Annotated in this window: 22 protein-coding genes; 16 read left to right on the top strand and 6 right to left on the bottom strand. The window is 56.2% G+C overall.

Annotated features, from left to right (window positions below; all coding sequences use genetic code 11):
- Together QQZ17_RS03960 and murJ are read left to right on the top strand one after the other, a co-directional pair.
- Positions 1–924, top strand: coding sequence for a Gfo/Idh/MocA family protein (locus tag QQZ17_RS03960; protein ID WP_152405090.1), 924 nt, complete (start codon positions 1–3; stop codon positions 922–924).
- Positions 925–1,034: 110 nt separating this feature from the next.
- Positions 1,035–2,570, top strand: a complete 1,536-nt coding sequence (murJ, locus tag QQZ17_RS03955; protein ID WP_152405089.1) for a murein biosynthesis integral membrane protein MurJ — start codon at positions 1,035–1,037, stop codon at positions 2,568–2,570.
- Positions 2,571–2,613: 43 nt separating this feature from the next.
- On the opposite strand, the gene flgN is transcribed toward murJ, so the two are convergent.
- From flgN to flgA, 3 genes are all read right to left on the bottom strand, one after another.
- Positions 2,614–3,036, bottom strand: coding sequence for a flagella biosynthesis chaperone FlgN (gene flgN / locus QQZ17_RS03950; RefSeq protein WP_152405088.1), 423 nt, complete (start codon positions 3,034–3,036; stop codon positions 2,614–2,616).
- 8 nt (positions 3,037–3,044) lie between these two features.
- Positions 3,045–3,338 (bottom strand): flagellar biosynthesis anti-sigma factor FlgM, encoded by a 294-nt coding sequence (gene flgM / locus QQZ17_RS03945; RefSeq protein WP_152405087.1) that lies wholly within the window; start codon positions 3,336–3,338, stop codon positions 3,045–3,047.
- Positions 3,339–3,431: 93 nt separating this feature from the next.
- Positions 3,432–4,088 (bottom strand): flagellar basal body P-ring formation chaperone FlgA, encoded by a 657-nt coding sequence (flgA, locus tag QQZ17_RS03940; protein WP_152405086.1) that lies wholly within the window; start codon positions 4,086–4,088, stop codon positions 3,432–3,434.
- A gap of 156 nt (positions 4,089–4,244) precedes the next feature.
- Between flgA and flgB the strand changes: the two genes are divergently transcribed.
- From flgB to flgL, 11 genes are all read left to right on the top strand, one after another.
- The gene (flgB, locus tag QQZ17_RS03935) at positions 4,245–4,661 is read left to right on the top strand and encodes a flagellar basal body rod protein FlgB (protein ID WP_042319669.1); all 417 of its coding nucleotides are present in this window, start codon (positions 4,245–4,247) and stop codon (positions 4,659–4,661) included.
- A 3-nt stretch (positions 4,662–4,664) separates the two neighbouring features.
- Positions 4,665–5,069: a flagellar basal body rod protein FlgC gene (gene flgC / locus QQZ17_RS03930; RefSeq protein WP_042319667.1), complete on the top strand. Its 405-nt coding sequence runs from the start codon at positions 4,665–4,667 to the stop codon at positions 5,067–5,069.
- Between the two features lie 11 nt (positions 5,070–5,080).
- A complete protein-coding gene (flgD, locus tag QQZ17_RS03925) occupies positions 5,081–5,779 on the top strand; it encodes a flagellar hook assembly protein FlgD (protein ID WP_152405085.1) in 699 nt (232 codons plus the stop codon).
- 25 nt (positions 5,780–5,804) lie between these two features.
- On the top strand, positions 5,805–7,091 hold the full coding sequence (gene flgE, locus QQZ17_RS03920) for a flagellar hook protein FlgE (protein ID WP_152405084.1): 1,287 nt from the start codon (positions 5,805–5,807) through the stop codon (positions 7,089–7,091).
- 20 nt (positions 7,092–7,111) lie between these two features.
- Positions 7,112–7,867: a flagellar basal-body rod protein FlgF gene (flgF, locus tag QQZ17_RS03915; RefSeq protein WP_044258017.1), complete on the top strand. Its 756-nt coding sequence runs from the start codon at positions 7,112–7,114 to the stop codon at positions 7,865–7,867.
- A gap of 13 nt (positions 7,868–7,880) precedes the next feature.
- Positions 7,881–8,663 carry a flagellar basal-body rod protein FlgG gene (gene flgG / locus QQZ17_RS03910; RefSeq protein ID WP_042319653.1) on the top strand — a complete coding sequence of 261 codons (783 nt, stop codon included), beginning with the start codon at positions 7,881–7,883 and terminating at the stop codon, positions 8,661–8,663.
- 57 nt (positions 8,664–8,720) lie between these two features.
- Positions 8,721–9,419, top strand: coding sequence for a flagellar basal body L-ring protein FlgH (gene flgH, locus QQZ17_RS03905; RefSeq protein WP_152405083.1), 699 nt, complete (start codon positions 8,721–8,723; stop codon positions 9,417–9,419).
- A gap of 12 nt (positions 9,420–9,431) precedes the next feature.
- A complete protein-coding gene (locus tag QQZ17_RS03900) occupies positions 9,432–10,529 on the top strand; it encodes a flagellar basal body P-ring protein FlgI (protein ID WP_152405082.1) in 1,098 nt (365 codons plus the stop codon).
- Complete coding sequence (gene flgJ / locus QQZ17_RS03895) at positions 10,529–11,479, top strand: flagellar assembly peptidoglycan hydrolase FlgJ (RefSeq protein WP_152405081.1); 951 nt, start codon at positions 10,529–10,531, stop codon at positions 11,477–11,479. Before QQZ17_RS03900 ends, flgJ begins: the two co-directional genes overlap by 1 nt.
- Positions 11,480–11,544: 65 nt before the next feature.
- Positions 11,545–13,179, top strand: a complete 1,635-nt coding sequence (flgK, locus tag QQZ17_RS03890) for a flagellar hook-associated protein FlgK (RefSeq protein WP_152405080.1) — start codon at positions 11,545–11,547, stop codon at positions 13,177–13,179.
- Positions 13,180–13,193: 14 nt separating this feature from the next.
- On the top strand, positions 13,194–14,147 hold the full coding sequence (flgL, locus tag QQZ17_RS03885) for a flagellar hook-associated protein FlgL (RefSeq protein WP_152405079.1): 954 nt from the start codon (positions 13,194–13,196) through the stop codon (positions 14,145–14,147).
- Positions 14,148–14,230: 83 nt separating this feature from the next.
- Here the strand turns inward: flgL and QQZ17_RS03880 are convergent, their stop codons facing one another.
- Positions 14,231–15,424 (bottom strand): MFS transporter, encoded by a 1,194-nt coding sequence (locus QQZ17_RS03880; protein WP_152405078.1) that lies wholly within the window; start codon positions 15,422–15,424, stop codon positions 14,231–14,233.
- A 110-nt stretch (positions 15,425–15,534) separates the two neighbouring features.
- On the opposite strand from QQZ17_RS03880, the gene QQZ17_RS03875 reads away from it, so the two are divergent.
- A complete protein-coding gene (locus tag QQZ17_RS03875) occupies positions 15,535–16,470 on the top strand; it encodes a LysR family transcriptional regulator (RefSeq protein ID WP_152754397.1) in 936 nt (311 codons plus the stop codon).
- 39 nt (positions 16,471–16,509) lie between these two features.
- Here QQZ17_RS03875 and rne read toward each other — a convergent pair whose 3' ends face one another.
- Positions 16,510–19,824, bottom strand: a complete 3,315-nt coding sequence (gene rne, locus QQZ17_RS03870) for a ribonuclease E (RefSeq protein WP_152405077.1) — start codon at positions 19,822–19,824, stop codon at positions 16,510–16,512.
- 572 nt (positions 19,825–20,396) lie between these two features.
- Between rne and rluC the strand changes: the two genes are divergently transcribed.
- The gene (rluC, locus tag QQZ17_RS03865; RefSeq protein WP_152405076.1) at positions 20,397–21,350 is read left to right on the top strand and encodes a 23S rRNA pseudouridine(955/2504/2580) synthase RluC; all 954 of its coding nucleotides are present in this window, start codon (positions 20,397–20,399) and stop codon (positions 21,348–21,350) included.
- 77 nt (positions 21,351–21,427) lie between these two features.
- Here the strand turns inward: rluC and QQZ17_RS03860 are convergent, their stop codons facing one another.
- Positions 21,428–22,012, bottom strand: coding sequence for a Maf family protein (locus QQZ17_RS03860; protein WP_152405075.1), 585 nt, complete (start codon positions 22,010–22,012; stop codon positions 21,428–21,430).
- 197 nt (positions 22,013–22,209) lie between these two features.
- Here QQZ17_RS03860 and yceD point away from each other — a divergent pair, with 197 nt between their 5' ends.
- Positions 22,210–22,731 carry a 23S rRNA accumulation protein YceD gene (gene yceD, locus QQZ17_RS03855; protein ID WP_152405074.1) on the top strand — a complete coding sequence of 174 codons (522 nt, stop codon included), beginning with the start codon at positions 22,210–22,212 and terminating at the stop codon, positions 22,729–22,731.
- Position 22,732: the final 1 nt, after the last annotated feature.

Genomic DNA, 22,732 nt, shown 5'->3' with positions numbered 1-22,732 from the left:
GTGACAAAATTACGTATCGGGGTGGTCGGTCTGGGGGGCATTGCCCAGAAAGCCTGGCTACCCGTGCTCGGCAACGCCAGCGACTGGACGTTACAGGCCGCCTGGTCGCCGTCGCGCGAAAAAGCAGAGAAAATCTGTGCAGCCTGGCGCATCCCGTATGCGGGGTCGCTGACCGACCTCGCCGCTGACTGCGACGCGGTGTTTGTCCACTCCAGTACGGCGACCCATTATGCCGTCGTTAGTGAATTGCTCAATGCGGGCGTGCATGTCTGCGTTGATAAGCCGTTGGCGGAAAATTTAGCGGATGCCGAACGGCTGGTGGCGCTGGCGGCGAAGAAAAAGCTGACATTGATGGTCGGGTTTAATCGCCGCTTTGCCCCGCTGTATCGCGAGCTAAAGGCCGGACTGGGCGCTGCTGCCTCTGTGCGAATGGATAAGCATCGTACCGACAGCGTGGGGCCCCACGACCTGCGGTTTACGCTGCTGGATGACTATCTGCATGTCGTGGACACCGCGCTGTGGCTGGCGGGGGGGCACGCGCAGCTCAACAACGGGACGCTACTCACCAACGACGCTGGCGAGATGCTGTATGCCGAGCACCATTTCACTGCCGGTCAGTTGCAATTGACGACCAGCATGCATCGTCGGGCGGGAAGTCAGCGCGAGAGCGTACAGGCGGTGACCGATGGCGGGCTGATTGACGTGACGGATATGCGCGAGTGGCGTGAAGAGCGTGGGCAGGGCGTGGTGCACAAACCGGTACCCGGCTGGCAAACCACGCTTGAACAGCGCGGATTCGCCGGTTGCGCGCGCCATTTTGTGGAATGCTTACAAAATCAGACGGTTCCGGAAACCGCCGGTGAGCAGGCGATCCTTGCACAGCGCGTGGTGGAAAAGCTCTGGCGCGAGGCGATGAGCGAATAACCCCCTGTAACATCTGGCGGTAGTAATTCACCATAATCCAGGTAGACTAAGCGCCTCTTCCAACGCCTGCACTGCAGGCGTTTTGCCGTAGGGTCTGGAATAAAAAAGCAATGAACCTATTAAAATCGCTGGCCGCCGTCAGCTCAATGACGATGTTTTCACGTGTGCTGGGTTTTGCACGTGACGCGATTGTCGCCAGAATCTTTGGTGCCGGAATGGCAACCGATGCCTTTTTTGTGGCATTCAAATTACCCAACCTGTTACGCCGCATTTTTGCGGAAGGGGCCTTTTCTCAGGCCTTTGTTCCGATTCTGGCTGAATACAAAAGCAAGCAGGGCGAAGATGCCACCCGCGTGTTTGTCTCTTATGTCTCGGGACTGCTGACGCTGGCGCTTGCCGTGGTCACCGTCGCCGGGATGCTGGCGGCGCCGTGGGTGATCATGGTGACGGCACCGGGTTTTGCCGACACCGCCGATAAATTCGCGCTGACCACCAAACTGCTGCAAATCACCTTTCCGTACATTCTGCTGATTTCGCTGGCATCGCTGGTTGGGGCGATTCTCAATACCTGGAACCGCTTCTCCATTCCGGCGTTTGCCCCTACGTTTTTGAACATCAGCATGATTGGTTTCGCGCTATTTGCCGCGCCGTATTTCAATCCGCCGGTACTGGCGCTGGCATGGGCAGTCACCGTCGGTGGCGTACTACAGCTGGTTTATCAGCTTCCGCATCTGAAAAAAATCGGCATGCTGGTGCTGCCGCGGGTTAACTTCCGCGATGCGGGCGCGATGCGCGTCGTGAAGCAAATGGGCCCGGCGATCCTCGGCGTCTCCGTCAGTCAGATCTCACTGATCATCAACACCATTTTCGCCTCCTTCCTCGCGTCCGGTTCCGTTTCGTGGATGTACTACGCGGATCGCCTGATGGAATTCCCGTCGGGTGTACTGGGGGTGGCGCTGGGGACAATCCTGCTGCCTTCGCTGTCGAAAAGCTTCGCCAGCGGTAACCATGATGAATACTGTCGTCTGATGGACTGGGGACTGCGACTGTGCTTCCTGTTGGCGCTGCCAAGCGCGGTGGCGATTGGGATCCTGTCAGGACCATTGATTACCTCATTGTTTCAGTACGGTAAATTCACCGCCTTTGATGCACTGATGACGCAGCGGGCGCTGATTGCCTATTCCGTGGGGCTGATGGGGCTGATTGTGGTGAAGGTGCTGGCACCGGGCTTCTATTCGCGTCAGGACATCAAAACGCCGGTTAAAATTGCCATTGTGACGCTTATCATGACCCAGTTGATGAACCTCGCGTTCATTGGGCCGCTGAAGCACGCCGGGCTGTCGCTGTCGATTGGTCTCGCCGCCTGTCTGAACGCGGGGCTGCTGTACTGGCAACTGCGCAAGCAGAATATTTTCACCCCGCAACCCGGCTGGATGCGTTTTTTAGTCCGTCTGATTATAGCCGTGCTGGTGATGGCAGCCGTGCTGGTTGGCATATTGCACATTATGCCGGAGTGGTCGCAGGGGACGATGCCGTGGCGTCTGCTTCGCCTGATGGCGGTGGTAGTTGCCGGTATCGCCGCCTACTTTGCCACGCTGGCGGTGATGGGCTTTAAAGTGAAAGAGTTTGCGCGCCGGACGGCGTAACCGAAACCGTTCCGGATGGCGAAATGCCGCCATCCGGAAACCATCAAATAGAGAATTTTTTCCCGCCGCGAGAGGCAGAAGAGGGTTGACCGTTCGCGCCGTACAGTGACGGTTCCTGATACGGCTTCAAAACCTCAAGCGCTTGTTGATTGCGCTGAATCTGATCTTCCAGCAGCCAGCCGTTATGCTGGTTCAGGTCGCGTAAGTACTGCGTCTTATCGGTAATCGCTTTCCAGCGTTCGGCCACGTCATCATTCGCGCTACGCGGTGGGTCTTGTTCCAGACGTCGCTGTTGTTCCAGATAGTCCAGGGTCGCCAGCAGAGAACTTTTTTCTTCTGTAATACGCTGCAGCTGGCTACCGTTAATGTGGCCCACGGAAAGTTGTTGCTGTTCGGCGTCCATTACCGTCTTCAGGTCATTCAGGACAGCCGTCATCTGATCGAGTATTTCTGACAAGCGAGTCATACGGTCAGTTACTCACTCTGGAGATAGCTCTGCGTCTCGCGAATCAGCGAGTCGGCAATTTTTCCCGTGTCCATCTTCAGCTCACCGTTACGAATAGCGGTTTTCAGTGCTTCAACGCGTTCCATGTTGATATCACCCGCGCCAGGCTGCATCAGTTTTGCCTGAGCATCGCTTAACGTCACGCTGGTACTGGTTGCCGTCGAGGTTTTTTCCTGACGTGCTTTGAGGACCGGCGCATCCGTGGCTTCACGCGCCTGGACGGTGCTAACGGGTTTTAAAGGTGAGGTACGGTCAATGCTCATTTTTATCATCCTCATCGAGGGGTTATGCTGTAGCGGCCAGCTATCATCTAATGTGTAATCACTATCGGCAGCCGCGACAGAATCTTTAACTCATTATAGGTTAATAAGAATATTCCCATCAGGATCGACGATACCGCTGACGACCTGACCCGATAACATTCTCACACGTGCGTTCTGCGCGACCGCCGCATTGTTCAGTGCCTTACCTTCCGCATTGACGCTAAACCCATCGCCGTTGGCAACCACCTGCACGCGCTGCCCGGCCTTAATACGCCACGCCTGACGCAACATATTGAGCTGGATAGGCTGTCCTGGCGCAAGATCGCGCAGACTTACCGCGTCCTGAACCTGGCTGATATCCAGCACGGTGCGGGGGGGAAGTTGGTCAAGGCGCCCGCGTTTTAGCGTAACGCTGGTTGGGCCAAGCGTCCCTCCACGGGTAACGGGCGCGGCGGCGACCACATAGTTTCCCGTCGCCTGCACGTTGACCTGCAGGTAACGTTTTTCATTGGCGCAACGTGCCAGCACATTCACGTTCCCCCACAGTTTTGCCCCGGTCATGCTGAACGCCGGCGTTTCACAATGCGGCAGCAGATTGGGCGGGGTACGGACGGTAACGACCACGTCGTCGCTGAATCCCGCCAGGCGCTGGACGAACCAGTCAGTCAACTGCGTATTCAAATCCTGTGCCAGCGTCAGGGGGCTGAACAGCAGCGCCAGCATGGCTAATCCACGTTTTAACGTTTGCATTTTCACCTCCCACCGTTTTCGCAATGACAGGATTCTACCCGTGTGACGCAACCATCAACGCAATAAATAGCGACCCATTTTGCGTTTATTCCAGCGATAACGCGCGCGTAATGGGATTTAAGCTGTCGGCTGAATTTTGTCATCTGCGGAGGAGATATGCTCGATAAGCTCGATGCCGCTTTACGTTTTCAACAGGAAGCGCTGAATCTGCGCGCCCAACGGCAAGAGGTGTTGGCCGCCAACATTGCTAACGCCGATACGCCGGGGTATCAGGCGCGCGACATGGATTTTGCCAGTGAGTTAAAAAAAGTCATGGTGCGTGGACGGCAAGAAACCAGCGGTGTGTCGCTGGCATTAACCTCCGCACAGCATATTCCCGCCCAGGCCATCACGGCACCGTCTACGGATCTGCTCTATCGCATTCCCGACCAGCCTTCGCTCGATGGCAATACCGTTGATATGGACCGGGAGCGCACGCAGTTTGCGGATAACAGCCTGAAGTACCAGATGAGTCTGACCGCACTGAGCGGACAGATTAAAGGCATGATGAACGTGCTACAGGGGGGGAACTAATCCGTGGCGCTGCTGAATATTTTTGATATTGCCGGTTCGGCATTAACGGCGCAGTCCAAGCGCCTGAACGTGGCAGCCAGTAACCTGGCCAACGCCGACAGCGTTACGGGACCGGATGGTCAACCGTATCGCGCAAAGCAGGTGGTCTTCCAGGTGGATGCGGCGCCTGGTGCGGCAACGGGCGGCGTGAAAGTGTCGGACGTCATTGAGAGCCAGGCACCGGACAAGCTGGTCTATGAGCCAGGCAATCCGCTGGCCGATGCCAATGGCTACGTGAAGATGCCTAACGTCGATGTGGTGGGCGAAATGGTTAATACCATGTCGGCCTCCCGCAGCTATCAGGCGAACGTCGAAGTCCTCAACACCGTTAAAAGCATGATGCTTAAAACGCTGACACTGGGCCAGTAAAGGAGGCAGCCATGTCTATTGCGGTAAACGTTAACGATCCGACTAACACCGGTGTGAAAAACACGGGCAGCGGGAGTTCCCTGTCAGGCAGCAATGCTGCCGATCTGCAAAGCAGCTTTCTGACGCTGCTGGTGGCACAACTGAAAAACCAGGATCCGACCAACCCGATGCAGAATAACGAGCTGACCACGCAGCTCGCGCAGATCAGCACCGTCAGTGGTATTGAGAAACTCAATACCACCCTCGGGTCGATTTCCGGGCAGATCGACAACAGCCAGTCATTACAGGCCAGCACGCTGATTGGTCATGGTGTGATGATCCCCGGCACCACCATTCTGGCGGGGAAAGGCACCGAAGAGGGGGCCACCACCACGACCACGCCGTTTGGCGTTGAGTTGCAACAGCCGGCTGACAAAGTCACCGCTACCATTACCGACAAAGACGGCAAAGTGGTGCGCACCATTGATATTGGCGCGCTGAAGGCCGGTGTCCATACCTTTACCTGGGATGGCACCCTGACCGATGGCACGACGGCGGCAAACGGCTCGTATAACGTGGCGATAACCGCCAGCAAAGATACGACGCAGTTGGTGGCGCAACCACTGCAATTTGCGCTGGTGCAAGGGGTGATTCGCAGCAGCAGCGGTAACACCCTGGATCTGGGCACTTACGGAACCACCACCCTCGACGAAGTACGGCAGATAATCTAAGCCTTCACACTAACCAGGAGTAATCATGGCCTTTTCTCAAGCGGTTAGCGGCCTGAATGCCGCAGCCACCAACCTCGATGTCATTGGTAACAACATCGCCAACTCCGCAACCTATGGTTTTAAATCCGGTGCGGCATCCTTTGCGGATATGTTTGCCGGTTCGAAAGTCGGTCTGGGGGTAAAAGTCGCAGGCATCACTCAGGACTTTACCGACGGCACGACCACCAACACCGGTCGCGGTCTGGATGTCGCCATCAGCCAGAACGGCTTCTTCCGTCTGGTCGACAGCAACGGTTCTGTTTTCTACAGCCGTAATGGTCAGTTTAAGCTCGATGAAAACCGTAACCTGGTCAACATGCAGGGCATGCAACTGACCGGCTATCCGGCAACCGGCACGCCGCCGACTATTCAGCAAGGGGCGAATCCGGCACCGATCACTATCCCGAATACGCTGATGGCCGCCAAAGCGACCACCACCGCGTCCATGCAGATCAACCTGAACTCCACCGATAAACTGCCGACCAAGACGCCATTCAGTCCGACGGACTCTGACTCCTATAACAAAAAAGGGTCTGTGACCGTTTACGACACGCAGGGTAACGCCCATGACATGAATATCTATTATGTCAAAATTGGGGATAACAAATGGGATGTCTACACTCAGGATGCCAGCGTGGCAGGAAGTACCGCCACCAAAAACGCGGTGATGAATTTTAGCACCAACGGTTCGTTGGTCTCCGTCAATAACTACGTTGAGCAGCCGATTGATCCAGCCGATCCTGCGGCCGGTACTGAGCTTGTTGAAGGTCCTGCTAACGCGCAGCCGCAAATCCAGATTACAACAGGCACGATCAATGGCGCAGTGCCGGCGAATTTCTCCCTCAGCTTCCTGAACTCCATGCAGCAGAACACCGGTGCGAACAATATCGTCGCCACTAATCAGAACGGCTACAAGCCGGGCGATCTGGTCAGCTATCAGATTAACGACGATGGCACCGTGGTCGGCAACTACTCCAACGAACAGAAACAGGTGTTAGGGCAGATAGTGCTGGCGAACTTCGCCAACAACGAAGGTCTGGCTTCCCAGGGGGATAACGTCTGGGCCGCCACGCAGGCGTCCGGCGTGGAGCTGCTGGGGACGGCGGGGACCGGTAACTTCGGTAAGCTGACCAACGGTGCGCTGGAGGCTTCGAACGTGGATCTGAGTAAAGAACTGGTGAACATGATCGTCGCCCAGCGTAACTATCAGTCGAACGCGCAGACCATCAAAACCCAGGACCAGATCCTCAACACGCTGGTTAACCTGCGCTAAGCGCCTGACGGGATAACGTAATGGATCACGCAATCTATACCGCGATGGGGGCGGCCAGTCAGACGCTGAACCAACAGGCGGTGACGGCCAGCAACCTGGCGAACGCCTCAACGCCGGGATTTCGTGCGCAGCTCAATGCGCTGCGCGCCGTGCCCGTCGAAGGGCTGTCGTTGCCGACGCGTACGCTGGTCACGGCGTCCACGCCGGGTGCCGATATGACGCCGGGCCAGATGGATTACACCTCACGTCCGCTGGACGTGGCGTTACAGCAGGACGGTTGGCTGGCGGTGCAGACCGCGAACGGCAGCGAAGGGTATACCCGTAACGGCAGCATTCAGGTTGATCCGACCGGACAGTTGACCATTCAGGGGCACCCGGTGATTGGCGAAGCCGGGCCAATTGCGGTTCCGGAAGGTTCGGAAATCACCATCGCGGCGGACGGCACCATCTCCGCGCTTAATCCAGGCGATCCGGCGAATACTATCGCGCCGGTGGGCCGTCTGAAGCTGGTGAAGGCCGAGGGTAACGAAGTGCAGCGCGGCGATGACGGGATGTTCCGTCTGACCGCTGCCGCACAGGCCACCCGTGGCCCGGTGTTGCAGGCCGATCCGACCATTCGCGTGATGTCGGGCGTACTGGAGGGCAGCAACGTCAACGCGGTGTCCGCCATGAGCGACATGATCGCCAGCGCCCGCCGTTTTGAAATGCAGATGAAGGTTATCAGCAGCGTGGATGACAACGCTGGTCGCGCTAACCAACTGCTGTCGATGACTTAATACAGGACATTTTATGATCAGTTCATTATGGATCGCCAAAACCGGCCTGGACGCGCAGCAAACCAACATGGATGTGATTGCCAACAACCTGGCAAACGTCAGCACCAATGGTTTTAAGCGCCAGCGCGCGGTGTTTGAAGATCTGCTTTACCAGACCATTCGTCAGCCTGGCGCGCAGTCTTCTGAGCAAACCACGCTGCCGTCCGGTCTGCAAATCGGTACCGGCGTGCGTCCGGTGGCGACCGAGCGTCTGCACAGCCAGGGCAATCTGTCGCAAACCAACAACAGTAAAGACGTTGCGATTAAAGGTCAGGGGTTCTTCCAGGTCCTGCTGCCGGATGGCACTTCAGCGTATACCCGCGATGGATCATTCCAGGTCGATCAGAACGGTCAACTGGTGACCGCTGGCGGCTTTCAGGTTCAGCCGGCGATTACCATTCCGGCTAACGCTCTGAGCATCACCATCGGTCGTGACGGTGTGGTGAGCGTGACCCAGCAGGGACAGGCGGCACCCGTTCAGGTGGGTCAGCTTAACCTGACGACCTTTATGAACGATACCGGTCTGGAGAGTATCGGCGAAAACCTGTACACCGAAACCCAGTCTTCCGGCGCGCCGAATGAGAGCACGCCAGGTCTGAACGGGGCCGGTCTGTTGTACCAGGGCTACGTTGAGACGTCCAACGTCAACGTCGCGGAAGAACTGGTCAACATGATTCAGGTTCAACGCGCTTACGAAATCAACAGCAAAGCGGTCTCAACGACCGACCAGATGCTGCAAAAACTGACGCAACTTTAAGGCGTTGTCCGGTGAGGCTTTCGCTTCACCGGCACCCTGATTCAGAAGATAAAGGCAATGCAAAAAAACGCTGCGCACGCTTACCCGATCATGGCCCTGCTGGTGGTTTCACTGTCAGGATGTGCCTGGATACCTTCCACTCCGCTCGTCCAGGGCGCGACCACGGCGCAGCCTATTCCTGGCCCGACGCCGGTGGCAAATGGTTCGATTTTTCAGTCCGCGCAGCCCATCAACTATGGCTATCAGCCACTGTTTGAAGACCGTCGTCCGCGCAACATCGGCGATACGCTGACCATCGTACTGCAGGAAAACGTCAGTGCCAGTAAGAGCTCTTCCGCCAACGCCAGTCGCGATGGCAAAACTAACTTTGGCTTTGATACCGTTCCGCGCTATCTGCAAGGGTTATTCGGCAACGCGCGAGCGGACGTCGAGGCTTCCGGCGGTAACACCTTTAACGGTAAGGGCGGGGCCAACGCCAGCAATACCTTTAGCGGCACGCTGACCGTGACCGTCGATCAGGTGCTGGTTAACGGCAATTTACATGTCGTGGGTGAAAAACAGATTGCCATTAACCAGGGCACTGAGTTCATCCGCTTCTCCGGGGTTGTGAATCCGCGCACCATCAGCGGCAGCAACTCCGTTCCGTCAACGCAGGTTGCGGATGCACGTATTGAATATGTCGGTAACGGCTACATCAACGAAGCGCAAAATATGGGCTGGCTCCAGCGTTTCTTCCTTAACCTGTCGCCGATGTAAGCGAGGTCTCCCATGTTGAAATCTGTTGTTGGACTGGTTCTGGTCCTCGTCGCCACGCTGGCGCACGCCGATCGTATCCGCGATTTGACCAGCGTGCAGGGCGTGCGTGAAAACTCGTTAATTGGCTATGGGCTGGTGGTGGGGCTGGACGGGACCGGTGACCAGACCACCCAGACGCCATTTACCACACAAACCCTGAACAACATGCTCTCGCAGCTCGGGATCACTGTGCCGACCGGGACGAACATGCAGTTGAAAAACGTCGCGGCGGTGATGGTTACCGCCTCCTTCCCGGCTTTTGGCCGCCAGGGACAAACCATCGACGTGGTGGTGTCTTCGCTGGGGAACGCCAAAAGTCTGCGCGGCGGTACGCTGCTGATGACGCCGTTGAAAGGGGTCGACAGCCAGGTATATGCGCTGGCGCAGGGGAATATTTTAGTCGGCGGCGCCGGGGCGTCTGCGGGGGGCAGCAGCGTGCAGGTGAACCAGCTTAACGGCGGTCGAATCACCAACGGGGCCACGATTGAACGTGAGTTGCCCAGCCAGTTCGGCGCGGGTAACACGCTGAACCTGCAACTGAATAATGAAGATTTCACCATGGCGCAGCAAATTGCTGACACCATCAACCGGTCGCGCGGCTTTGGCAGCGCCACCGCGCTGGATGCGCGTACGATTCAGGTTCGCGTGCCGAGCGGCAACAGTTCTCAGGTTCGCTTCCTGGCGGATATCCAGAACATGGAGGTGAGCATGACGCCGCAGGATGCGAAAGTGGTGATCAACTCACGTACCGGTTCAGTGGTGATGAACCGCGAAGTGATGCTGGATAGCTGTGCCGTTGCGCAGGGGAATCTCTCCGTCACCGTTAACCGTCAGGCTAACGTAAGCCAGCCGGATACGCCGTTTGGCGGCGGTCAGACGGTGGTTACGCCGCAAACGCAGATCGATCTGCGCCAGAGCGGCGGTTCGCTGCAAAGCGTCCGCTCCAGTGCCAATCTGAACAACGTGGTCCGTGCGCTGAATGCGCTGGGGGCAACGCCGATGGATCTGATGTCAATTCTGCAGTCCATGCAGAGCGCCGGTTGCTTACGCGCGAAACTGGAAATCATCTGATGATTAGCGACAGCAAACTGATGGCCAGCGCCGCCTGGGATGCACAATCGCTGAACGAACTGAAGGCGAAAGCGGGTCAGGATCCGGCGGCGAACATCCGTCCGGTGGCCCGACAGGTGGAAGGGATGTTCGTCCAGATGATGCTGAAAAGCATGCGCGAAGCGCTGCCGAAAGACGGCGTCTTCAGCAGCGATCAGACGCGCCTGTATACCAGCATGTATGACCAGCAGATTGCGCAGCAGATGACCGCCGGGAAAGGACTGGGGCTGGCGGAAATGATGGTTAAGCAGATGACGCAGGGGCAGACGCAGCCAGCGGAAGATACCCCGCAGGTGCCGATGAAGTTCCCGCTGGAAACGGTGACCAGTTATCAGAATCAGGCGCTGACGCAACTGGTGCGTAAAGCGATGCCGAGAACGCTGGAGAGCAATGATGAACCGCTCTCCGGCGACAGCAAAGACTTCCTCGCCCAGTTGTCCCTTCCGGCTCGTCTGGCCAGTGAACAGAGCGGCGTACCGCATCACCTGATTCTGGCGCAGGCGGCGCTGGAATCGGGCTGGGGCCAGCGGCAGATTCGCCGGGAAAACGGCGAGCCGAGCTTCAACCTGTTTGGCGTGAAGGCCTCCGGCAACTGGAAAGGGCCAGTGACGGAAATCACTACCACTGAATATGAAAACGGCGAAGCGAAAAAGGTGAAGGCCAAGTTCCGCGTGTACAGCTCGTATCTCGAAGCGCTGTCGGATTACGTTGGTCTGCTGACCCGTAATCCGCGCTACGCTGCCGTGACCACGGCGGTCACGGCGGAGCAGGGCGCACAGGCATTGCAGAGCGCGGGCTATGCCACCGATCCGAACTATGCGCGTAAATTGACCAGCATGATCCAACAGCTGAAGTCGATGAGCGAGAAGGTGAGCAACGCCTACAGCACGAATCTCGACAATCTCTTCTAAAGGGCTCAAGTCCCACGACCTGCTGCCGATAATAATTTGTAACTGAAGGATTAAAAGGAACTTCCATGTCCAGCTTGATTAATAACGCCATGAGCGGGCTGAGCGCGGCTCAGGCGGCGCTGAATACTGCCAGTAACAACATCTCCAGCTATAACGTTGCGGGTTATACCCGTCAGACGACCATTATGGCGCAAGCCAATAGCACGCTGGGTGCCGGTGGTTGGGTGGGCAATGGTGTCTATGTTTCGGGTGTACAGCGCGAATACGATTCGTTCATTACCAATCAGCTGCGTGCGGCGCAGAATCAGAGCAGCGGTCTGACGACCCGTTATGAGCAGATGTCCAAAGTCGATAATCTGCTGGCCAGCAAAACCAGTTCTGTCTCCGTGTCAATGCAGGATTTTTTCACCAGCCTGCAAACGCTGGTGAGTAACGCCGAAGATCCGGCGGCGCGTCAGACGCTGATTGGTAAAGCCAACGGGCTGGTTAACCAGTTTAAAACGACCGACCAGTATCTGCGCGATCAGGACAAACAGGTCAATATCGCGATCGGTTCCAGCGTCGATCAGATCAACAACTACAGTAAGCAGATTGCCAGCCTGAACGACCAGATCTCGCGTCTGACCGGCGTGGGGGCAGGGGCGTCGCCGAATGACCTGCTTGATCAGCGCGACCAGTTGGTCAGCGAGCTGAACAAAATCGTCGGTGTCGAGGTGAGCGTGCAGGATGGCGGCACCTATAACATCACCATGGCGAACGGTTACTCACTGGTACAGGGCAGCAATGCGCGCCAGTTAGCGGCAGTTCAGTCGCAGGCTGATCCTTCGCGTACCACCGTTGCCTATGTGGATTCCATCGCGGGCAATATCGAAATTCCGGAAAAATTGATGACGACCGGTTCGCTCGGCGGATTGCTGACCTTCCGTTCTCAGGATCTGGACCAGACGCGCAATACGCTGGGGCAACTGGCGCTGGCGTTCGCTGACGCATTTAACCAGCAGCACCGGGAGGGTTACGATGCGAACGGCAATACCGATGTCGATTTCTTCAGTATCGGCGACCCGGCAGTGTATGGAAATAAAAAGAATACGGGCAGCATCTCCGCGACAGTGAAGACTGCTTCAGAAGTCCAGGCGACCGATTATAAGATGGTCTACGACGGGGCCAAATGGCAGGTCACACGTCTTGCTGATGGCACCAGTTTTGAAGCCACCGATGACGCGGGCAAACTGACCTTTGATGGTCTGGAGATCACTGTTGATGCTACGGCCGCTGAAAATGACAGCTTCATCGTCAAGCCGGTCAGCGACGCCATCATCAACATGGGTGTTAAGGTGACCAACGAGTCGCAAATTGCGATGGCTCAGAACGCAACGGCAGGCGAGAGCGACAACCGCAACGGCCAGGCGCTGCTGGATCTGCAAAAGAACGACACCACCGTGGGCGGCTCAAAATCGTTTAACGACGCCTATGCCACGCTGGTAAGTAATGTGGGTAGCAAAACCGCGACGCTGAAAACCAGCAGCACCACTCAGAACAACGTGGTGACGCAGTTGAGCAATCAGCAACAGTCTATTTCCGGCGTCAACCTTGACGAAGAGTACGGCAACCTGCAACGTTTCCAACAGTATTACCTGGCCAACGCTCAGGTGTTGCAAACCGCTAACTCTCTGTTTGATGCACTGCTGAATATTCGCTAAGGGAGCAGGAAACGATGCGTATCAGTACCCAAATGATGTATCAGCAGAACATGCGCGGTATTACCAATTCCCAGGCAGAATGGATGAAGTACGGTGAGCAGATGTCGACGGGGAAGCGGGTGATCAATCCGTCTGACGATCCTATCGCCGCCTCGCAGGCCGTGGTGCTGTCACAGGCGCAGGCGGAGAACAGCCAGTTCGCCCTGGCGCGAACCTTCGCCACGCAGAAGGTTTCGCTGGAAGAGAACGTACTGAGCCAGGTGACGACGGCGATACAGAGCGCGCAGGAAAAAATCGTCAGTGCCGGTAACGGGACGTTAAGCGACGATGACCGCGCCTCGCTGGCAACTGACTTGCAGGGGATCCGCGATCAGTTGATGAACCTGGCAAACAGCACCGACGGTAACGGGCGCTATATTTTTGCCGGTTATAAAACGGAAACGGCGCCGTTTGCTCAGGCTGACGGCACCTACAGCGGCGGTACAGATAGCATCACTCAACAGGTCGATGCTTCCCGCACGATGATCATCGGCCACACCGGCAATAAAATTTTCGACACCATCACCAGTAATGCGGTTCCGGAACCCAACAACGGGACGTCCGAAACTAGCCTGTTTAAAATGCTGGATTCGGCGATTGAGTCACTGAAATCGCCGGTGGGTGATGATGCAACGCTGAAAGAGCAGGCGAAAGCGGTGATTGATAAAACCAACCGTGGCCTGAAGAACTCACTCAACAACGTACTGAGCGTGCGTGCGGAACTGGGTACCCAACTGAGTGAGTTGAGTTCACTGGACTCGCTGGGTACCGATCGCGCATTAGGGCAAACGCAGCAGATGAGTAATCTGGTGGATGTGGACTGGAACGCGGCGATTTCGTCGTATGTCATGCAGCAGGCGGCGCTTCAGGCATCTTATAAAGCCTTTACCGATATGCAGGGGATGTCGCTGTTCCAGCTCAACCGTTAATACCGATTTGAAACATATCATGAAACTGGGTATGTTTTGTCTGCCCGCTCCAACTCACCCCGGAGCGGGCATTTTTTTGCCGGTTATACGCTAACGCGCAGATGGGCAGATGACCGCTTCCCCGCCAGTCTGATGACCAGCGCAATGGCGCCACTGAGCGTGGCCAGGGTGACGACACCTTGCCAGTTCGCCAGCGCATACACCTGACTGCCGAGCACGGAACCTAACGCCATACCGATAAACACAATGCTGAACAGCAACGCGTTCAGGCGGCCCCGGGCCTGTGGCTCCAGGCTATACACCAGGTTCTGGTGTGCCACTAGGCTCGATTGCAGTCCCAGGTCAAACCCGACGGCGGAGAGCGCAATGAGCAACCACTGACCGTGCACGGGTAAAGTGGGTAGCAGGAACATCAGCGCAAAAGAGACGGTCACTAGTAATGCTCCCAGTTGTGTTACTTTTTCTGCCCCGACGTTATCCGCCAGATGGCCTGCCAGCGGTGCAGCCAGCGCCCCGGTGGCCCCGGCGATACCAAATGCGCCTGCGGCGGCGCTGCCCATCCGATAATGTTCGGCGAGCATTACGGCCAACGTTGACCAGAACGCGCTGAACGCAACGGACAGAAAACCCTGAGCCAGGGCGGCACGACGCAGTGCCGGATAGCGACGCCATAGTTGCGCCAGGCTCACCATCAGCGCGGGGTAGCGCAGCGTGGAGTGGGCGGCGAACGGGGGCAGGACTTTCCATAGCAGCACGCCCACCAGCGCAATACTCAGCGCCGCGAGTTGATACATTTCTCGCCAGCCAAAGGCTTCCCCGACCAGACCGCTCACGGTACGTGACAACAAAATACCCAGCAGCAGGCCGGTCATCACCGTTCCTACCGTTTTTCCCTGCTTACCTTCGGGGGCCAGAATGGCCGCTGCCGGGACGATATCCTGCGCCATCGTGGCGGCCATCCCCAGCAAAAGGCTTACCGTCAGCAGGGAATGCAACTGCCCGGTGACGCTACAGGCCAGCAAGAGCAGGGCGAGTGCCGCACTTTTCGCCAGGATAAGCGTCCGTCGATCGTAGCGGTCGCCAAGCGGCAACAAAAACAGGATCCCCAACGCATAGCCAGCCTGCGTTAACGTGGGTACCAGACCCATACCGGTGATGCTGAGTGCCAAATCGGCCCCCATTAACGGCAATAACGGTTGCGCATAGTAGATGGCGGCAACGCTAAAACCCGCGCCCAGCGCCAGAACAAAGATGAGCCAACGAGACGGTGTGTTCATTTCAAAATCCTCAATCACAGGTGTGGGGCTATTTTTCTCTGAACAGCGGTGGCCTGGTAGCCAGCGAAGTGGTAAAACCGTTATACGTAAAGTGTATGAGCATTCAGATAATGATAAAGAATGAACGTATAGACAGGGTGGAACTGATGCGGACGTTTGTGCGCATTGTGGAGGCCGGTTCGCTGTCAGCGGCTGCCCGACAGCTAAACACCACCCAGGCGACGATCAGCCGACGGTTACAGTCGCTGGAGGCGATGCTGGGGGTAAAGCTGGTATTACGCACTACACACGCCATGAAACTGACTGACGACGGTGAGCGCGGGTATCAGCATGCCAAACATATTATTGATGCCTGGCTGGCGCTGGAAGACGGTCTCAACGTGACGGAAGACGAACCCGTCGGGATGCTGCGGGTACGGGCACCGCATGCCTTTGGTCAGCAACAGCTCCTCACGCCGTTACTGCGTTTTTTAGCGCGCTATCCCAATCTGTCGGTGGAGTGGATGCTCAATGACAAGACGGTCGATTTTCTCAGTGACAATATCGACTGTGCGGTCCGCGTCGGTGCGGAGGTCGATCCGGCGACCGTTTCTGTGCTGTTAGCGGAAGTACCGCGTAGCGTGGTCGCAGCACCTGCGCTGCTGGCGCAGTTTGATACCATTGCTGTGCCGGAACAGCTATCGTCACTGCCCTGGATTGCCGTCAATACGTTCTACCAGCACAATGTTTCGCTCACCCATCAATACCGCCGGGAACCGGTGACCTTTCCGATTACGCCGCGACTGAGTACCGACAGTATCTACGTAGCGCGCAATGCCGCGCTGGCGGGGTTAGGCGTGGTAGTGGTGTCAAGCTGGACGGTGACAGAAGATATCGCGCAAGGGCGACTCGTCGAATTAGTGCCTGACTGGCAGGCCGCACCTTTGCCGGTGCATCTGGTCTATCCGTGGGCGCGTTATTATCCCACTCGTCTGCGTAAGTTTCTGGAATTGATGAAAAAGGTGATGCCGGAACTGGCAGGAATGCGGCGACCGGAAGTGGAATAAAAAAGCCGACCCGGAGGTCGGCTTTTTACGCTATCGATTTTACTCGACAGGTTGAGGACGGGTCGGTCCGGCGGACGCATGATGCGTTGCGCTGTGACCGCCTGCGGCACCTTTGCCATCAAAGGCGAAAGCAGGGCGCTGCCAGTCACTGTGGCGCGACGCTTCCGGCACGTATTCCGGCGCAGGTGCGCGGGTCATCGGTGCGGTTGCATGGCTATGTTCAGCAACAGTTTCTGCTGCTATTGGTGTCGCGATTTCAGTGACCGGTGTAACGTCAACGGTTTCGGCGACCGGTGCAGGCATTGTTGGCGCTTCAACGACCACAGGTGCTTCAATCGGTTCGGCGACCACTTCAGGCTCTGTAACTACTTCAGGTTCAACGGCAACAGGTTCAACGGCGACAGGTTCAACCGCCACAACGTCAGTTTCTTCCACCACCGTTTCGGGTTCTACCGCGACGATTTCAGACGTCTCTTCAACCTCCGAAGCGGTCTCCTGAGCTTCAGCGACCGGTTCTGCCTGAGCGGCAACCTCTTCGGCGACCGGGACATCGGCGTCGGTAATCACCTGCGGTTGCTCAACAACCGGGGCGGCAATCACTTCCGGATGCGAGGTCTCAACCACCGCTTCAGCCTGAACCGGTGCTTCTGTTGCTATCGTTTCAACCACCGTTTCAACAGTCGGTTCGACCGCGGCAACGGTTTCAACGACAGCAGCTACCGCTTGCGGTTCGGACACAACGGGTTGTGCCTGCACCTGTTCGATTTCCTGTGCTTCTGGCTGCGCGTCCTGAGGACGTGCTACCGGATAGCGGATCCACACTTTGCCGGACGCCATTTCCGGAGAAGCGCAAGCAACCGTCAACGGCATCGGTGACTGCAGCGGGTAACGCTCATCACGGTAACGACGACGACGCTGACCGCTCACGCGCAGATGGCGTGGGGAACGACGGGAACGACGCGGCATACCGGCGTTATCACGTGCTTCACCGTTGTCATCCTGCTCAGAGGCAACTTCTGTCACAACAGGCAATGGTACTTTCACCAGTTCAGTGCTTTGCGTCGGCGCAGTTTGTTCTACGACCGGTGCGGTAACGTTCTCTTCTGCGGCGGTTTCCACCACTTCAGCTTCAGATGCATTGCTGGTGTAACGCACTTTCTGGCTCAGTTGACGCTGTTTACGGCGCGTCTGAGGCTGACGAACGCGCTCTTCCTGTTCTGTCTCCGGGGTCTGCTGTTCGTCAAGATTCAGCGCTTTCACTTCTTGCTGAGCCTGACGTTTGTCTTCGCTGCGACGGCGGTTGCGTTCGCGACGCGGTTGCTGCTGCTCATCACCGGACTTCACTTTATCCGCGGCGTCGGTAGACGGCTGACGGTTATCGCGGGTCTCGGTATTCTGCTGCGCGTTGCGGCGATTGCGGCGGTTTTCGTCGCGGTTTTCACCGCTCTCTGAACGTTCGCCACGATTATCGCGGTTATCACGGCTGTCACGACGTTCACTGCGATCGTTGCGGTCGCGGCGGTTGTTCTGACGCTTACGGCGATCCTGCTGACGTTCCGGCTTCTCTGCGACGGTCGGTGCAGGCTGCTCGGCGGGTTTCGCTTCTTCGCTACCGCTGAACAGCGATTTCAGCGCACCAAAGAAACGGCTCAACAGTCCCGGTTCAGCAGGCGCTGCTGGCGCAACGACGGCCTTCGGCGCAGCGGCTTTCACTACCGGTTCGGCAGGCGTTGGTTCAGGCGGAACTTCCGGCATCGCAAAAGTGGCGAGGGCGGGTTGTTCCGGACGTTTACGTTCAGCGAACTCTTCTTCAGACGGTAACGCCATCGCTTCTTCATGCAGCTTCGGCAGCATGTAGCTCAGGGTCGGCGTCTCTTCGCCTTTACGCACGCGCAGCACGGAGTAATGTGGCGTTTCCATCTGATCGTTTGGCACGATCACACAGCGCACGCCATCCTGACGGGTTTCAATCGCATTAACGGCTGTACGCTTTTCATTGAGCAGATAAGAGGCAATCGGTACAGGCACAATCGCGTGGACTTCCTGGGTATTCTCTTTCAGCGCTTCTTCTTCAATCAGACGCAGAATAGACAGGGACAGCGACTCGTTATCACGCACGGTGCCGGTGCCGCTACAGCGCGGGCAAACGTGATGGCTGGACTCGCCCAGCGACGGGCTCAGGCGCTGACGGGACATCTCCAGCAGGCCGAAGCGAGAAATATGGCTTATCTGAATACGTGCACGATCCTGACGAACGGCTTCACGCAGACGATTTTCCACCGCACGCTGATGGCGTACCGGGGTCATGTCGATGAAGTCGATAACAATCAGACCGCCGAGGTCGCGCAGACGCAACTGACGAGCGATCTCATCGGCTGCTTCCAGGTTAGTGTTAAACGCGGTTTCTTCGATATCGCCGCCGCGGGTTGCGCGAGCGGAGTTGATGTCGATGGCGGTTAACGCTTCAGTGCTGTCGATAACAATGGAGCCGCCGGAAGGCAGGCGCACTTCACGCTGGAAGGCGGACTCAATCTGCGACTCAATCTGATAGTGGCTGAACAGCGGGATTTCACCGGTGTAGAGCTTAATTTTGCTGCTGAAATCGGGACGACCCAACGCCGCAATATGCTGGCGCGCCAGTTCGAGCACTTTCGGGTTATCGATGAGGATTTCACCGATATCCTGACGCAGATAGTCGCGGAAGGCGCGAACAATCACGTTGCTCTCCTGGTGGATCAGGAACGGAGCAGGGCGGCTTTCAGCCGCTTTCTGAATGGCTTCCCAGTGTTTCAGACGGAAGCTTAAGTCCCACTGCAGCGCGTCGGCAGATTTGCCGACGCCCGCGGTGCGCACGATAAGACCCATGCCATCAGGCAGTTCAAGGCTTGCCAGCGCTTCTTTCAGTTCCGTACGGTCGTCGCCTTCGATGCGGCGAGAGATGCCACCCGCGCGCGGGTTGTTTGGCATCAGAACCAGATAGCTGCCCGCCAGGCTGATAAAGGTGGTCAGCGCAGCGCCTTTATTGCCGCGTTCTTCTTTATCAATCTGAACGATAACTTCCTGGCCTTCGCGCAGCACATCTTTGATGTTTGGACGACCATGAGCGTTGTAATTGGCGGGGAAATATTCGCGGGCAATTTCTTTTAACGGGAGGAAACCGTGACGTTCAGCGCCGTAATCAACAAAAGCTGCTTCCAGACTCGGTTCGATACGGGTGATTTTGCCTTTATAGATGTTCGCTTTTTTCTGTTCATGTCCAGGACTTTCAATATCCAGGTCGTACAGACGCTGCCCATCTACAAGGGCAACACGCAACTCTTCCTGCTGAGTTGCGTTGATTAACATTCTTTTCATCGTAACTTACTCATTATTCTTACATTGACGACTAAGCTGCGGGCAGAGTATTGCCTTTCCGGGTGTGAACCGATGGCCTCGTGTCTATTCGCGTCGCCAACCTCACGGTTATCGTCAGCTCAAAGAGGCGCAGAGTGTCGGTTGCCTGCGTTTCATACGGAAACGCAGCGCAATTATCAGGGGAACCGCCTGGGTATTACTCTCCAGAGAAGATCCGATCTACCGGTAAGGACTGCAACCCGCAGCCCGCTAACTGTCTGAAAGATCAATACGTCTTACGCCATTGCTGCGTGGATGATCGTTCGGACAAAATGGGTCTTTCCGTAAAATTCCTTGTTTTAACAAGATTCAGCACGGAAGCGGTGACATTATTCCACTGCTAACCTTGTTATAGCAAGATGACTTTTACCATTTATCACCCGCTTACTCACAGTTTTTTCACTTCTGCGCGGTGATTGGTTTAATAACCACCAAATCAGTCATGAAGCACGTGAGTGACGAAGGATAAAGATAAATATAAGCATAGAAAAATGAGTGGCGCTAATCCTTATGGCTATTTAGAATCGGCCCCCATGAAAACAGAGACTCCATCCGTAAGAATTGTTGCTATTACTGCTGACGAAGCGGGGCAACGCATTGATAACTTTTTGCGCACGCAGCTCAAAGGCGTACCGAAAAGTATGATTTATCGCATTTTGCGTAAAGGCGAAGTGCGGGTGAATAAAAAACGCATCAAACCCGAATATAAACTGGAAGCGGGCGATGAAGTGCGTATTCCGCCAGTGCGCGTGGCTGAGCGTGAAGACGAGGCCGTTTCACCGCATCTGCAAAAAGTGGCGGCGCTGGCTGACGTCATCCTTTATGAAGACGACCATATACTGGTGCTGAATAAACCGTCGGGAACCGCTGTGCATGGAGGGAGCGGGTTAAGCTTTGGCGTGATTGAAGGGTTACGTGCCCTGCGTCCGGAAGCCCGTTTCCTCGAACTGGTACACCGCCTTGACCGCGATACGTCCGGTGTGCTGTTGGTGGCGAAAAAACGATCGGCACTGCGTTCGCTGCATGAGCAACTGCGTGAAAAGGGGATGCAGAAAGATTATCTCGCTCTGGTACGCGGGCAGTGGCAGTCGCATGTCAAAACGGTTCAGGCACCTTTATTGAAAAACATTCTGCAAAGCGGCGAACGCATTGTGCGGGTGAATCAGGAAGGCAAACCGTCGGAAACGCGCTTTAAAGTAGAAGAGCGCTACGCCTTTGCTACGCTTGTTCGCTGTAGCCCGGTGACCGGCCGTACGCACCAGATCCGAGTTCACACCCAGTATGCGGGGCATCCAATTGCTTTTGACGACCGCTACGGTGACCGCGAGTTCGATAAACAACTGGCGGGAACCGGCTTATCACGTCTGTTCCTGCATGCGGCAGCGCTGAAGTTCACCCATCCAGGTACCGGTGAGGTATTGCGCATCGAAGCGCCGATGGACGATCGGTTGAAGCATTGCTTGCAGGCGTTACGTAAACCCGCCTGATTGCCGCGAACGCAACTTATCAGGCCTACAAATCATGCGTAGGCCTGATAAGCGTAGCGCCATCAGGCAAGACACGGTTATGCTTTGAGCGGGTTCATCTCTTCCCGACGTAACATCTGACACAGCGCGATCAGCGGCAAACCAATCAGCGTGTTGGGGTCGCGACCTTCTAATCGTTCAAAGAGCGCAATCCCCAGACCTTCGCTTTTAAAACTCCCTGCGCAGTGTAGCGGGCGCTCTTTGCGCACGTAGTCTTCAATTTCCGTCTCGCTGAGATGGCGGAAATGAACGTCAAACGGCTCCACTTCTGTCTGTAAATGTCCCGTCGCAGAGTTATACAGCGCCAGACCAGTATAGAACGTAATGATATTGCCGCTGGCTTTGGCTAGCTGCTGGCAGGCTTTCTCTTCCGTTAAGGGTTTACCGGTGATCTCGCCGTCCAGCACGCACACCTGATCGGAACCAATAATAAGATGTGCAGGGAAACGGTGAGCCAGTGACTGCGCTTTCTCCTGCGCAAGGCGAGTGACTAAGTGGTGAGGACTCTCCGCGGGCATTGGCGTTTCGTCTACCTCAGGGGCCGCGCATTCAAAGGGCATCGCCAGTTTTTCCAGCAGGGCGCGGCGCCAGGGAGATGTGGAGGCAAGAATGAGATTAGGCATATTTTTTCCACCAGATATAGCGTATTGATGAGAGCCATTTTAAACTATGCTCTTCGTCCTTCAGGTATGCCACTTTGGCGTCACCTGAGCGAAAATAAGTCTGTAAACCGCAATGTGTGCGAATTATTGGCAAAAGGCAACCGCAGGCTGCCTTTTTCTTTGACTATATGACGTTACAAAGTTAATATGCGCGCCCTATGCAAAAGGTAAAATTACCCCTGACTCTTGATCCGGTTCGTACGGCTCAAAAACGCCTCGATTATGAAGGTATCTATACTTCTGATCTGGTAGAGCGCGTCGCCGATTCTGTAGTCAGTGTGGACAGTGATGTGGAATGCTCCATGTCGTTCGCTATCGATAACCAACGTCTTGCCGTTATTACCGGTGATGCAAAGGTTTCGGTAACGCTCGAATGTCAGCGTTGCGGGAAGCCGTTTCCTTATCATGTTCACACAACGTATTGTTTCAGTCCGGTTCGTTCTGACGAACAGGCTGAAGCACTCCCGGAAGCGTATGAGCCGATTGAGGTTAACGAATTCGGTGAAATCGATCTGCTTGCAATGGTGGAAGATGAAATTATCCTCTCCTTGCCGGTAGTTCCGGTGCATGATTCTGAACACTGTGAAGTGTCCGAGGCGGACATGGTCTTTGGTGAACTGCCTGATGAAGCGCAAAAACCAAACCCATTTGCCGTATTAGCCAGCTTAAAGCGTAAGTAAT

The organism is Citrobacter sp. T1.2D-1 (assembly GCF_950098555.1).
GTDB classification, from domain to species: domain Bacteria; phylum Pseudomonadota; class Gammaproteobacteria; order Enterobacterales; family Enterobacteriaceae; genus Citrobacter_A; species Citrobacter_A telavivensis.
The sequence above is the reverse complement of the archived record's forward strand: the minus strand, read 5'-3'. Positions and strand labels throughout refer to the sequence as shown.